General features: G+C 62.5%; 11 protein-coding genes. 6 read left to right on the plus strand and 5 right to left on the minus strand.

Going from position 1 to position 12,816, the window contains the following annotated elements; genetic code table 11:
• The 3 genes from K5607_RS14310 (at position 1) to zapD (ending at position 2,426) form a co-directional block, all read left to right on the plus strand.
• The gene (locus K5607_RS14310; RefSeq protein WP_054772612.1) at positions 1-864 is read left to right on the plus strand and encodes a prepilin peptidase; all 864 of its coding nucleotides are present in this window, start codon (positions 1-3) and stop codon (positions 862-864) included.
• A 31-nt stretch (positions 865-895) separates the two neighbouring features.
• A complete protein-coding gene (coaE, locus tag K5607_RS14315) occupies positions 896-1,516 on the plus strand; it encodes a dephospho-CoA kinase (protein WP_054772611.1) in 621 nt (206 codons plus the stop codon).
• 142 nt (positions 1,517-1,658) lie between these two features.
• Positions 1,659-2,426: a cell division protein ZapD gene (gene zapD / locus K5607_RS14320; protein ID WP_054772610.1), complete on the plus strand. Its 768-nt coding sequence runs from the start codon at positions 1,659-1,661 to the stop codon at positions 2,424-2,426.
• A gap of 30 nt (positions 2,427-2,456) precedes the next feature.
• On the opposite strand, the gene mtnC is transcribed toward zapD, so the two are convergent.
• From mtnC to K5607_RS14335, 3 genes are read right to left on the minus strand one after another with little or no spacing between them, the layout of a single operon-like run.
• Positions 2,457-3,140 carry an acireductone synthase gene (mtnC, locus tag K5607_RS14325; protein ID WP_054772609.1) on the minus strand — a complete coding sequence of 228 codons (684 nt, stop codon included), beginning with the start codon at positions 3,138-3,140 and terminating at the stop codon, positions 2,457-2,459.
• Positions 3,137-3,700: a 1,2-dihydroxy-3-keto-5-methylthiopentene dioxygenase gene (locus tag K5607_RS14330; protein WP_054772608.1), complete on the minus strand. Its 564-nt coding sequence runs from the start codon at positions 3,698-3,700 to the stop codon at positions 3,137-3,139. The genes mtnC and K5607_RS14330 overlap by 4 nt, the downstream gene beginning before the upstream one ends.
• The gene (locus tag K5607_RS14335) at positions 3,697-4,314 is read right to left on the minus strand and encodes a methylthioribulose 1-phosphate dehydratase (protein ID WP_246598871.1); all 618 of its coding nucleotides are present in this window, start codon (positions 4,312-4,314) and stop codon (positions 3,697-3,699) included. Before K5607_RS14335 ends, K5607_RS14330 begins: the two co-directional genes overlap by 4 nt.
• A 218-nt stretch (positions 4,315-4,532) precedes the next feature.
• On the opposite strand from K5607_RS14335, the gene K5607_RS14340 reads away from it, so the two are divergent.
• The 3 genes from K5607_RS14340 (at position 4,533) to K5607_RS14350 (ending at position 10,006) form a co-directional block, all read left to right on the plus strand.
• On the plus strand, positions 4,533-7,271 hold the full coding sequence (locus tag K5607_RS14340; RefSeq protein WP_221047412.1) for a bifunctional diguanylate cyclase/phosphodiesterase: 2,739 nt from the start codon (positions 4,533-4,535) through the stop codon (positions 7,269-7,271).
• 157 nt (positions 7,272-7,428) lie between these two features.
• Positions 7,429-9,549 carry a YgiQ family radical SAM protein gene (locus tag K5607_RS14345; RefSeq protein ID WP_221047413.1) on the plus strand — a complete coding sequence of 707 codons (2,121 nt, stop codon included), beginning with the start codon at positions 7,429-7,431 and terminating at the stop codon, positions 9,547-9,549.
• A 4-nt stretch (positions 9,550-9,553) separates the two neighbouring features.
• Positions 9,554-10,006: a YaiI/YqxD family protein gene (locus K5607_RS14350; RefSeq protein ID WP_054772605.1), complete on the plus strand. Its 453-nt coding sequence runs from the start codon at positions 9,554-9,556 to the stop codon at positions 10,004-10,006.
• Positions 10,007-10,016: 10 nt separating this feature from the next.
• Here K5607_RS14350 and K5607_RS14355 read toward each other — a convergent pair whose 3' ends face one another.
• Both K5607_RS14355 and mdoH read right to left on the minus strand, forming a co-directional pair.
• The gene (locus K5607_RS14355) at positions 10,017-10,364 is read right to left on the minus strand and encodes a hypothetical protein (protein ID WP_054772604.1); all 348 of its coding nucleotides are present in this window, start codon (positions 10,362-10,364) and stop codon (positions 10,017-10,019) included.
• Positions 10,365-10,704: 340 nt separating this feature from the next.
• Entirely contained in the window at positions 10,705-12,798 is a 2,094-nt protein-coding gene (gene mdoH / locus K5607_RS14360) for a glucans biosynthesis glucosyltransferase MdoH (protein WP_221047414.1), read from the minus strand.
• Positions 12,799-12,816 lie beyond the last annotated feature (18 nt).

Consider the following 12,816-nt stretch of genomic DNA (forward strand, 5'->3'; position numbering starts at 1 on the left):
ATGGAACTGATCACCCTGTTAAAACAACAGCCCTTGTTGTTCGTCGCATTGACGGCCGTGGCGGGTTTGGCCGTGGGCAGCTTTCTCAATGTCGTGATTCACCGCCTGCCGCGCATGATGGAAACCCGCTGGAAACGGGAATGCCGCGAATATCTGGGCCTACCGCAGGAAAACGACGGTCCGCAGGCGAACTACAATTTGCTGACCCCAGGCTCTCACTGCCCAAACTGCGGCGCCGCGGTGCGAGCGATACACAATATTCCTTTGCTTAGTTATTTGGCGCTACGCGGCCGTTGCTCTAGTTGCGGAGCCGCCATCGCCTGGCGTTACCCGCTGATCGAGCTGCTTACCGCCGTCTTGTCGGCGGCGGTGGCTTGGCGCTACGGCTATGGCGAACAAGCCCTGTGCGCGTTGCTGTTCACCTGGGCCTTGCTGAGCCTTGCGCTAATCGACCTGGAACACCAACTGTTGCCGGACGCCATTGTGCTGCCGTTGTTATGGCTGGGACTGCTATTGAGCTTGGGAAACGTTTTCGTCGACAGTCACGCAGCCATCGCCGCCGCAGCCGCAGGCTACCTGAGTTTGTGGGGCGTCTACCACCTGTTTCGCTTGGCCACCGGCAAAGAGGGGATGGGCTACGGCGATTTCAAGCTGTTGGCGGCATTGGGCGCCTGGACGGGCTGGACCATGCTGCCGCTGATAATTTTGCTGTCGTCCCTCGTGGGGGCCGTCGCCGGCATCGCGCTGATCCTGCTGCGGGGGCGCGACCGCAACGTGCCCATGCCGTTCGGCCCGTTCCTGGCGGCCGCCGGCTGGATCGCCTTGCTCTGGGGACAATCCATACTCGATATCTACCTGCGCTGAATACGGCGCGTAAAGGCCACCCATCCCCACCATGTTGCGCATTGGCTTAACCGGCGGCATCGGCAGCGGTAAAACCACGGTCGGCCGCCTATTCGCCGCCCTGGGCGTCCCTGTCCTGGATGCCGATGAAATCGCCCACGGATTGACGGCGCCAGGCCAGCCGGGGCATAAGGCCATCGCCGAGCATTTCGGCCAAACGGTACTCGACCCTAGAGGCGCCATCGACCGAGCCAAACTGCGCGACCTGGTATTCGCCCAGCCACCGCAACGCTTGCGCTTGGAAGCGTTGCTGCATCCCTTGGTTTTCGCCTCCCTGCAAGAAGCGACGGCCGAATTGAACACCGCCTATTGCATTTTGACCATTCCCCTGCTGTTCGAAACCGACAGCCGCCATTTTGTGGATCGGGTGTTAGTGGTAGACGTACCGGAGGTCTTGCAATATCAACGGGTACGAGCAAGGAACGGCTTGGACGACGGCCGCATCGGGCAAATTCTGGCCGCCCAGTGGACGCGACAGGCGCGGCTGGCGGCGGCCGACGACATGATCCGCAACGATGGCGGCCTAGCGGAGTTGGAGAAGCAAGTGGCGACTTTGCATCGGCGTTATTTATCCATTGCCGCCAACCAGACCGACGCCGACGCCCATGACTGACGCGCCAACCGCTGCGCAGCGCCCTTTGCTATTGACTAATCAATGGGATGCGTCAGAATGTTCACGAGAATTAGAGCCGCACGATAAGGAATGGATTATCCTGAATGCGACCGACTTCCCCTAAATTGGCTGGTCTCACAACTTGAGCGATCTTATCTATTATGAGTTCCCGCTGAACGAGCGGATTCGCGTCCTAATGCGACTCGAACAATTGTTTCAGCAAACCGAACATTTCATGCGGGGCAGCACCGTATGGGATAGCCGCGCCGTGATCTCCAGCCTGCTGGATATCCTGGCGATTTTCGGCCGCAACGACCTCAAGTCGGAAATCATCAAAGAACTGGATCGCCACACCAACGCCTTGTCGCGGGTAGCCGACAGCCAAGCCATAGACCATGGCGTCTTACGCCAGACCTTGCAAGACCTGGAAGTGCTCAGCAAGGAGGTTTACGCCATCAGCGGCAAGATCGGCGGCGGCCTGATGGAAAACGAGCTGTTTAAAAGCATCTCGCAACGCAGCGCCATTCCCGGCGGCACCTGCGTGTTCGACCTGCCAGCCTATCACTACTGGCTTGATCAACCCGACGCGCAACGCAAGCAGGATCTGGAACGCTGGCTGCGTTCCTTCGATACCATACGCCATGCCACCGACACCATCCTGTGGCTGATCCGCTACAGCACCAACCACACCAACGAAGTTTCCACGGCGGGCTTCTATCAGCAGAATCTGGACAAAGGGCTGCCCTACCAGCTGATCCGCGTCGGCATCCCGCGCCAACTGCCCTATTACGTGGAAATCAGCGGCGGCAAACATCGCTTCACCGTCCGCTTTCTGGAATTCTCCACCGCCGGCCGCTCCGTTCAAGCGGAAAACGACATCCCTTTCCAGCTCACCTGCTGCATTCTCTAGCAGCCGGCGAGCGTCCGCCCGCCGTCGTCCTCAACCGAATTCGCAAGCGATCCCGTCGAAATCCCGCACTTGACTGTGCGCCGCGGCAGGGTCGACATCGCCGTCACGCACCAGCCATGCGGTAGCCATGCCGGCGGCCTGGGCCGCATCCAATTCGCCGCGTATATCCGAGAGAAACAACACCGACTGAGGCGGGACAGCGATCGACTTGGCGATGCAGCGATAGGACTCCGCGTCCTGTTTGGCACCCACATTGGTGTCGAAATAACCGGAGAACAACGGCGTCAAATCGCCATAGGCGGTATGCCCAAACAACAGTTTTTGCGCGTGGACGGAGCCGGAGGAAAATACGTACAAACGCACCCCCCGGCCATGCCATTCCCGTAAACGGCGCACCGCGTCCTCATAGACATGGCCGGTAAAATCGCCCCGCCGGTAGCCGTCCTCCCAAATCAGCCCCTGCAAAGCTTTCAACGGCGTGATCTTGCGGTCCTCGTCTATCCAGCGCAACAACTGCTCCACGGCGTCGCCGTCGCTCAACGGCCGCCCCACGGCGGCGGCCACATCGTCCAGCAAACACCGCACCGCGGCCTCATCGGCGTGGGCTTGCACAAACGCCGCCATATGCTGGCGAGCGTAGGGAAACAACACGTCCTTGACGAAAGAGAGGGACGATGTGGTGCCTTCGATATCGGTGAGCACGACTTCAATCATGGGCGATGCTCCGCCAAGAATTGCTCCAGCTTGGGAAGGCGCTCCGCAATGTCGTCGCCGGTGAATTGGGCCACCCAGCCGTCCGGCGTGGTGAATAAGCGAATGCATTTCAGCTCGGGCTCTGCGCCCATGTCGAACCAGTGCTTCACATCGGCCGGCACGCTGATCAAATCCCCCTGCTCGCACAGCACGGCGTAAACCTTATCGTCCGGGTGCAGGAAAAACAGGCCGCGCCCGCCGACGAAAAAGCGCACCTCGAAGTCGATGTGGGTGTGCTCGGACAGGAACTTCTGCCTCAGGGCGACTTTCTCCGGGAACTCCGGGGTGACACTGATAACGTCGGCCGACTGGAAGCCGTACACCCCCTTCAGGCGCTCCACCGACTCGGCGTAAGCGGCCAAAATCGCCTCCTGAGGGGCGTCCTCGGCCAAAGGCGCAGCGGCGGTCCAGCGCTCGAAACGCACGCCGATGGCGCCGAGGCTCTCGGCCATGGCGGAGAAATCGCCCGTCACTTCGAGCGGCGCGGCACCGGTGTCGGCGTAAACGGCAAGTAGACTCATGGCTTTTTCACTCCGTGCAGGCGAATCTCGAGATCGAACAAAAACTCCAGCGCTTCCAGGTGACGCAAGGCGTCCGCCACCGAAGCGCCCCAGGTATAAAAGCCGTGTCCGGCGATAATGTAACCGTGGCTATCGCCATGCAGTTCCAGATACTCGTCCACCCGCAACGCCAAGCGGTTGATATTCTGGTCGTTGGGAAAAATAGGCACCGCCACGCGCGATTCGTGGGTATCGATTCCCGGCAAAGCCTTCAACAGCTCATGGTCCTCCAACACGATTTCGTCTTGAAACAAGCGGGAAGCCAATACCGAGCCGGGCGAATGGGGATGCAGCACCGCGTTCACGGCGGGATAGCGCCGATACAGCGAGGTATGCAGCAAGGTTTCCGCGGACGGTTTCTTGCCGTCCAGGGAGCGCCCTTCCTCGTCCACCAGCATGATGTCGTCCGACGTCAAATGCCCTTTGTGCCGACCGGACACGGTGATGGCGATACGTCCGTCGCTCAAACGGGCGGAAAAATTGCCGCTGGTGGCCGGCACCCAGCCACGGCCGTGAATATAACGGCCGGCGTCGATCAACTCGGCGGCGCGTAAGCGAATTTCGTCGGTCTGCACGGTTCCTGGTTTTCCCCTCGTAAATAGTCGCGCGATTGTAGTGGCCCTATCCCTTAAGCTCAATCGCATTGCTAACAATCGCCGCTATCCCATGAGATAATTGCGGCGAGATGACATAAACCACAAAGGTGGCGCGTTTATCGCCCCGCTCCAGGCTAATTTACCGTCCACCTCACAGCCAAGGAGGCACTGACCACCGGATCCAGCAAATCGCCAAGATGGACGCAATCAACCAAACAACCTTACTCGGTGAGACCAGGCAAGACGTAGCGACCCTGGAAACCCTAGTAGCCGCCATCGCCGGCGCCACAGGACGGCAACTGCTGGACAACATCGTACGCTGGACCTCGGAATGGCTGGATGCGGATGTTTGCATGATTGGAGCGCTGGAAGACGGCGCCTATGTCGATACGGTTTCCGTCTTCTCGAACGGCGCCCCCGCCCCCAACTTCCGCTACCAGCTGCCGCACCCCCCCTGCCGCCACATCATGAATCCGGACGAATGCGCCCATTGCGAGCGCAACGTCGAGTGCCTGAGCCAGAATAATCCGCTGCTGACCGACACTCCGCCGACCGATTACTTGGCGCTGCCCATCACCGATCAACAAAGCGGATTGCTGGGCCTATTCGCGGTCTTCAGCCAAAGAAAGCTGCATTTAAGCCCGCAACGGCAGAAATTGCTGGAATTGCTCTGCGCCATGGCCGCATCGGAAATCGAGCGGCGCTCGGTGGAAACGCAGCTGCGGCGGCGCGACTGCATTCTGGATGCGGTCAGCTTCTGTGCCAGCCTGCTGCTGCGCGCCGAACAGATGGACCAGGTCATCAACACGGTGGTGGAGCGCTTGGGCCGCGCCGCCGAAGTCAGCCGCACCAGCGTGTTCGAGAATAGCGAGGACGATGCCGGCGAAACCCTATGCAGCCTGCGTTACGAATGGGTCGCCGAGGGCATAAGGCCGCAAATCGACGACCCCCGCTTGCAAAACACCCCCTATCGCCACAACGGCTTCAACCGCTGGCAGGAATTGCTCAGCAGCCACCAGGTTATCGCCAGCAAAGTGTCCGAACTGCCGCCCGAGGAAAGGGCTATCCTGGCGCAAGAAGGCATCAAATCCACCCTATCGGTGCCCATCTTCATGGAAGACGCCTGGTGGGGCTTCGTCAGCTTCGACGACTGCGCCCACGAAAGGCAATGGTCCGTGCACGAAGTGGGCGCCCTGCTGGCCGCCGCCGCCGTCATCGCTTCGGCGATCCAGCGCCGGCACGGGGAAAAGCGCCAGCGCCAAGCCGCGACGATGTTCGAAAACACCATCCAGGGCATCGTCATCACCGACAAGAACGGCAACATCGAGGCCATCAACCAAGCCTTCAGCGAAATCACCGGCTACAGCGAGGCGGAGGTGCTGGGCCAAAACCCCCGCTTTCTCAGCTCGGGCCGCCACGGCAAGGAATTCTATGCCGAACTCTGGCAATCGGTGCTCAGCAACGGCCGCTGGCGCGGCGAAATCTGGAACCGCCGCAAAAACGGCGAAATTTATCCCGAGTTGCTGACCATCAGCACGGTCAAGGATCAAGACAACGCCATCCTCAACTACATCGCGGTATTTTCCGACATCAGCGAAATCAAGGAAGCCCAGCGCCAGCTGGACTACCTGGCCAACCACGACCCGCTGACGGAACTGCCCAACCGGCGCTTGTTCAACGAATTGCTAGACCATGCCATCGCCTGCGCGCAGCAGGAAAAGCGCATTGTCGGCGTGTTGGTGTTCGACCTGGACCGCTTCAAGCAAATCAACGACAGCTTAGGCCACCCGGCCGGCGACGCCCTGCTGCAAGAGGTAGCCAAGCGGCTGCGTCATACCATACGGCGCAGCGACACCCTGGCGCGCTTGGTGGGCGACCAGTTTGCCTTGCTGGTGGAGGAGACGGAAGACGCGCAACAACTGAGCAAAATCGCGCGCCAAACCCTGGAAGTGCTCAGCGAGCCGCTGCAAGCTCACGGCCACGAGTTCTATATCACCGCCAGCGTCGGCATCGCCATCTGCCCCGGCGACGGCGACGATGTTCAAACGCTGATCCGCAATGCCGAATCGGCCATGTACCAAGCCAAGGAACAAGGCCGCAACGCCTACCATTATTATTCCGCCGAACTCACCGCCAGCTCTTTCGAGCGGTTGTTCATGGAAACCCACCTGCGCCAAGCCCTCGGCAAAAACGAGCTGGTGCTGCACTACCAGCCGCAAGTCATGCTGAACGGCGGCGCCATTGTCGGCGCGGAAGCCTTGATACGCTGGCAGCATCCCGAACTCGGCTCCATTTCGCCGGGCAAGTTCATCCCGATAGCGGAGGAAAGCGGGCTCATCATCCCCATCGGCGAATGGGTGCTGCGCACCGCCTGCCGCCAGGCCAAAGCCTGGCGCGACGCCGGCCTGCCCTTGCACAGCATTTCGGTCAATATCGCCGGCCCTCAGTTCGAACGCGCGGAATTCGTCGATACCGTGCGCCAGGCACTGGCCGAAACCGGCCTGGAACCGGAAGCGCTGGAGTTGGAAATCACCGAAACCTTCATTTCCCGGCGCATCGACCACGCGCTAGCCGTGCTGGAAGAGCTGCGCAGCCTGGGCGTAAAACTGGCCATCGACGATTTCGGCACCGGCTACTCCTCCATGATGTATCTCAAGCGGCTGCCCATCGACAAGCTGAAAATCGACCGCTCCTTCGTCAACGACCTGCCCCACGACGAAAACGACACGGCCATCGCCAAAGCCATCATTGCCCTGGGCAAGAGCCTGGGCTTCACGGTCATCGCCGAGGGCATCGAGACCCTGGAGCAGCAAGAGTTCTTGCGCCTGGAAGGCTGCGACCAAGGCCAGGGCTTTCTCCATAGCCGTCCGGTGCCCACGCCTCAATTCGAAGCGCTGCTAGTCAACGGCATTCCGGCCTTCGCCCCAAAGCCTTAATCGCGTCTGGCGGGACGGCGAAATGCCGGCAAGCATCGCCCTGACCGCGATAGCGTTTTGGCCGCCGCAAAATTCCCACTAATTCGCTCGGATACCAGCGCTCCGGCCCCGCCGACTGGCGTACAATAGCGGCCTTAACCGCAGCAGCCGGCCTGCCATGCACACCGCCCCCGATCTATTCTCCCACCGCCCCTATTGGGCCAAGCGCTTCGGCGTGGCCCCGCAACTGCCCATGTCCCGCAGCGAAATGGACGCCCTCGGCTGGGACGCCTGCGACGTCGTGCTCGTCACCGGCGACGCCTACGTCGACCATCCCAGCTTCGGCATGGCCCTGATCGGCCGCCTGCTGGAAACCCACGGCTTCCGCGTCGGCATCATCGCCCAGCCGGACTGGACCTCAGCAGAGGATTTCAAGCGGCTGGGCGAGCCCAAGCTGTTCTTCGGCGTCACCGGCGGCAACATGGACTCCATGGTCAACCGCTACACCTCCGACCGCCGCATCCGCTCCAACGACGCCTATACCCCCGACGGCGAAGGCGGCAAGCGGCCGGACCGCAGTGTGCTGGTCTATTCCCAGCGCTGCCGCGAGGCTTACAAGCACGTGCCGCTGGTCATCGGCGGCATCGAAGCGTCCCTGCGCCGCATCGGCCACTACGACTACTGGTCCGACACCGTGCGCCGCTCGGTGCTGGTGGACGCCAAGGCCGACCTGCTGGTGTACGGCAACGGCGAGCGCGCCGTGGTGGAGATCGCCCACCGCCTGGCCAAGGGCGAGCCCATCGGCAACCTCACCGACCTGCGCGGCACCGCCTTCTTGCGGAAAGGCGTGCCGGACGGCTGGACGGAAATCGACTCCAGCGACGTGGACCACCCTGGCGTGGTGGTGCCCCATCCCAACCCTTACGACGAAGCGCCGCCCGCCTGCGCCCAGGACGAGACCGCAACGCCGATCCGCTTCAACCGGAAACCCAAGCTGGACCCGGCCGCCACCGTCATCCGCCTGCCCGCCTACGAACAGGTGAAGGCCGACCCGGTGCTGTACGCCCACGCCTCGCGGGTGCTGCACCTGGAAACCAATCCCGGCAACGCCCGCGCCCTGATCCAGCGCCACGGCGACCGCGACGTGTGGCTCAACCCGCCGCCCATCCCGCTCACCACGGCGGAAATGGACAAGGTCTACGGCCTGCCCTACTCGCGCGTACCCCACTCCGCCTACGGCAAGGCCAAGCTGCCGGCCTTCGAGATGATCCAGCACTCGGTGACCATCATGCGCGGCTGCTTCGGCGGCTGCACCTTCTGCTCCATCACCGAGCACGAGGGCCGCATCATCCAGAGCCGCTCGGAGGATTCCATCATCCGCGAGATCGAGGCCATCCGCGACACCTCCCCGGCTTTCACCGGCCACATCTCCGACCTGGGCGGCCCGACCGCCAATATGTACCGCTTGGCCTGCAAGTCGCGGGAGGTGGAAGCCGCCTGCCGCAAGCCCTCCTGCGTCTATCCAGACGTGTGCCACAACCTCGGCACCGACCACGGCCCCCTCATCAAGCTGTACCGGCGCGCCCGCAGCCTTGCCGGGGTGAAGAAGATCACCATCGGCTCGGGGCTGCGCTACGACCTGGCGGTGAAATCGCCGGAATACATCAAGGAGCTGGTCACCCACCACGTCGGCGGCTACCTGAAGATCGCGCCGGAGCACACCGAGGCCGGCCCCCTGTCAAAAATGATGAAGCCCGGCATCGGCACCTACGACCGCTTCAAGGCGCTGTTCGACAAGTACTCGAAAGAGGCCGGCAAGGAGCAGTATCTCATCCCCTACTTCATCGCCGCCCACCCCGGCACGACGGACCAGGACATGCTCAACCTGGCCCTGTGGCTGAAACGCAACGGCTTCCGTCCCGACCAGGTGCAGGCCTTCCTGCCCTCGCCCATGGCGGTGGCGACGGCCATGTACCATTCCGGCAAGGACCCGCTGCACAAGGTCGGCCGGGGCAGCGAATCCGTCTTCACGGCAAAGAAGCTCAGCCAGCGGCGGCTGCACAAGGCCTTCCTGCGCTACCACGACGCGGAAAACTGGCCGATGCTGCGGGAAGCGTTGAAACGCATGGGCCGCGCCGACCTCATCGGCAACGGCAAGCACCATCTGGTGCCCAGTTGGCAGCCGGCGGGAACGGGACAACAGGGCGAGGGAGCGCGCACGGAGCGCAGCCTCAAACCGCGCCCGAGCAAAACGGCGCGAACTAGCGCGCCAAAATCCATCGGCAAACGCCGGCGTTAACTCCATGCGAATCTGGATCGACGCCGACGCCTGCCCCAACGTCATCAAGGAAATCCTGTTCCGCGCCGCCGAGCGGGTGAAGGTGTCCACCACCCTGGTGGCCAACCAATTGATACGCACGCCGCCGTCGCAATACATCCGCGCGGTGCAGGTGTCCGGCGGCTTCGATGTGGCCGACAATTACATCGTGGCGCAGCTGCAAGCGGGCGATCTGGTAATCACCGCCGACATTCCCCTGGCCGATGCCGTCATCGCCAAGCAAGGCCACGCGCTCAACCCGCGCGGGGAGTTTTACACCCCGGAAAACATCAAGCAGCGGCTGGCCATGCGCGACTTCATGGATCAGCTGCGCGGCAGCGGCATCCAAACCGGCGGCCCCGCTGCGCTCAACCAAAGCGACCAGCGCGCGTTCGCCAACCGGCTAGACGCTTTTCTAGCCAAACACGCGCGGCCTTGAGCGCACGGCGTCAGTGGCAGCTACTGGCTTCCACCTGCGCCGCCGCGTATACGGTCTGATCCTGAGGATTCTGCTTGATGACCGTCGTCAATTCGCGCAGCTTTTCCTCCGACGGCTTGAGCCGCGCCGTGATCGCGTCCATTTGCGGAGCCAAGGCGTCCATGGCGGACTGATCGTGGGACTGGTGGGCGATGAGAATTTTTCCCCGGACTTTTTGCAAGGCGCAACGATCCGGCTGCATGTGCTTGAGCAAAGCCAGCGCTTCATCCACGGAGGGATTGGCGGCTCCGACCGGCACGGAGAAAAGAAAAGCGGATAAGGACAGGCAAGCGACCAACGGCAACGTTTTGTTATTCATATTGAGCTCCCGTGATGTGCAACGCGAAACTGGCGCGGCACGATCCCAAGAGTCAGACCGCCGGCGCCGACCGCGACTTTCGACGCGGCCCAAGAGCATAAAAATGCAGGAGCGCAATTGTCAACAATACCAACCGCGGACGCGATTATCCTCGGCGGCGCACCGGATCAAACACGCCCGCGAGGAGCGCCGCGGCCAATCCGACGCCAACCACCGGACAAAACCGGCGTGGGTTGGACGGGGGCGCTCCTGGTGGCGGAACCTAAGGGGGAGGGAGAGGCCGGCGCCGCGAGGGGCGGCCCGGCCGCGTGGATCGGAAGCCTGGACTCACAGCACAGGGCTAGTGGGATACCGGTCCGTCAGTAGTCGCCTGCCCCGTCACCACCGTGCCGCTGGCGGCCAGGGTATGCAGGCGCAGGAGGGTTTCGGGATCCGACAGCACGGCGCGTTTTTCCTGCAACGAAAGGCTCTCCGAACCGTCTTCCAGCAACTGGTAGGTCAGCGCGCGTAACTGATAACGCTGGCGTTTGCGCAACGGCCGCTGCGGCAGCAGCCCCTGGTGCAATGCCATGACGGCGGCGTCGGCCACCACGTCCTCGGCACGGCCGCCGGCGCGTCTCGACCAAAAATCCACCGTTTCCAAATTTTCTTCCAATAAGCGCAATACCCGGGGAGGATCGTACTCTTCCGGCGTCAGGAACAATCCCCAGCGCTTGAGGCAACGGCCCAGGTGGGTGCTGCTGGAATACATGGACACCGGCACGGACAGCACCAGGCCGGCCAACACGGGCGTGAGCCAAAGAAAGAAGTCCGGCACGTAGCTGTAGCTGAGCCAGCCGGCGGATATCCCCACGGCGGTGTGGCCGTAATGGGCGGCCACGGCCTCGCTGAAGCCGAGCCGATGGTCGCCGCGCTGCTGCGACGGCCAACCGACGCTGCGGCGCGACAGGATGGCCAGCACGAACTTGCTCTGGTAAATCATCAGCACCGGCGCGATGAGGGTGGTGAACACCGTTTCCAGCACCACGCTGAGGCTGACGCGGATCAGGCCGCCGTAGCTTTTCAGCTTGCGCCATTGCAGCACCAGCAACAGCAACCCCATCGCCTTGGGCAGGAACAGCATGCCCAACGTCACCAGCAGCACCGTGGTCATTTCCACCGTATAGGACTCGGGCCACACCGGATACCAATTGTCGCCGGAGAAATACACCGGCACGGTTTGGGTCTGGTTGTAGGCCTCGATGCCGGTCACCATGAGGAACATCGCCCACAGCGGCGAAGACAAATAAGACATCATGCCCATCAGCATGTATAGCCGGCTCAAGGGGCGCATCCCCCGCACCAGCAACACGCCGGCGTGCTGGAGATTGCCCTGGCACCAGCGGCGGTCGCGCTTGGCGAAGTCGATGAGGGTGGTGGGCAGCTCTTCGTAGCTCTCGCCCATGTCGTAAGCCAGCCAAACCTCCCAACCGGCACGGCGCAACAAGGCCGCCTCGACGAAATCGTGGCTGAAGATTTCCCCGCCGAACGGTTCGCGGCCGGGCAATTTGGGCAGGTGGCAATGCTCGACGAAAGGCTTGAGGCGAATGATGGCGTTGTGGCCCCAGTAGTTGCCGTCGCACATCTGCCAATAATTGAGGCCGGCGGCGAACATGCCGCCGTACAGGCTGCTGGAAAATTGCAGCACGCGCACGAACAACGATTCGTGGTTGACCGGGATGGGCGGCGTTTGGATCAGCGCCACCTGCGGCTGCGCCTCCATGGTTTCCACCATTTTCACGAGCGTCGAACCGCCCATGATGCTGTCGGCGTCCAACACGATCATATAGCGGTAACGGCCGCCCCAACGCTCGCAGAACTCGGCGATATTGCCGCATTTGCGCGAGGTGTTGTGCACCCGGTTGCGGTAGAACACCCGGCCGTGGGCGCCGGTCTCCTCGCACAACTGGTACCAGTTCAGCTCTTCCTGCAACCAGCACTGGGCGTCGCGGGTATCGCTGAGGATGAACAGATCGAATTCGCCGTCGCGGCCGGTTTCCTTGAGGGACTGCCAAATGGAGCGCAGGCCGGCGGACACCCGCTCCGGATCCTCGTTGTACACCGGCATGACCACGGCGGTGCGCAGGGGAGAACCGTCGGCATCGGCGCCGGGCCGGGGCGGCTGGCGGGTAATGGCGAGGGGGTCGCCGCCGCGCAACTGCACCCAGAACCCCAGCGCGGCGATCCAGAACGACGTGCTGACCCACAGGATCAGCGCGCCGTAAAGGAACAGCAGGGCGAACTCCAACGGCGTGACGCCGTCGGTCTGGAACACGCCGACCAACAGCACCATGGCGGCGGCGGTGGTGAGCAACACCAGGCTGAAATATACGACGCGCCGAAGCAGGATGCGTCCGGGGGTGGGCACGGGGGGCTTGAGGTAATCCGAGGGCATAGCGTCCCGCTGTTGGCT

The sequence above is a fragment of the Methylogaea oryzae genome, from assembly GCF_019669985.1.
In the GTDB taxonomy this organism is placed as follows: domain Bacteria; phylum Pseudomonadota; class Gammaproteobacteria; order Methylococcales; family Methylococcaceae; genus Methylogaea; species Methylogaea oryzae.

Bases quoted from the DNA above. Each gene is read 5' to 3' on its own strand.
- mdoH (WP_221047414.1), bottom strand. From the start codon at position 12,798: ATGCCCTCGGATTACCTCAAGCCCCCCGTGCCCACCCCCGGACGCATC.
- K5607_RS14340 (WP_221047412.1), top strand. From the start codon at position 4,533: ATGGACGCAATCAACCAAACAACCTTACTCGGTGAGACCAGGCAAGAC.
- K5607_RS14345 (WP_221047413.1), top strand. From the start codon at position 7,429: ATGCACACCGCCCCCGATCTATTCTCCCACCGCCCCTATTGGGCCAAG.
- K5607_RS14330 (WP_054772608.1), bottom strand. From the start codon at position 3,700: ATGAGTCTACTTGCCGTTTACGCCGACACCGGTGCCGCGCCGCTCGAA.
- mtnC (WP_054772609.1), bottom strand. From the start codon at position 3,140: ATGATTGAAGTCGTGCTCACCGATATCGAAGGCACCACATCGTCCCTC.
- K5607_RS14350 (WP_054772605.1), top strand. From the start codon at position 9,554: ATGCGAATCTGGATCGACGCCGACGCCTGCCCCAACGTCATCAAGGAA.
- K5607_RS14310 (WP_054772612.1), top strand. From the start codon at position 1: ATGGAACTGATCACCCTGTTAAAACAACAGCCCTTGTTGTTCGTCGCA.
- coaE (WP_054772611.1), top strand. From the start codon at position 896: ATGTTGCGCATTGGCTTAACCGGCGGCATCGGCAGCGGTAAAACCACG.
- K5607_RS14355 (WP_054772604.1), bottom strand. From the start codon at position 10,364: ATGAATAACAAAACGTTGCCGTTGGTCGCTTGCCTGTCCTTATCCGCT.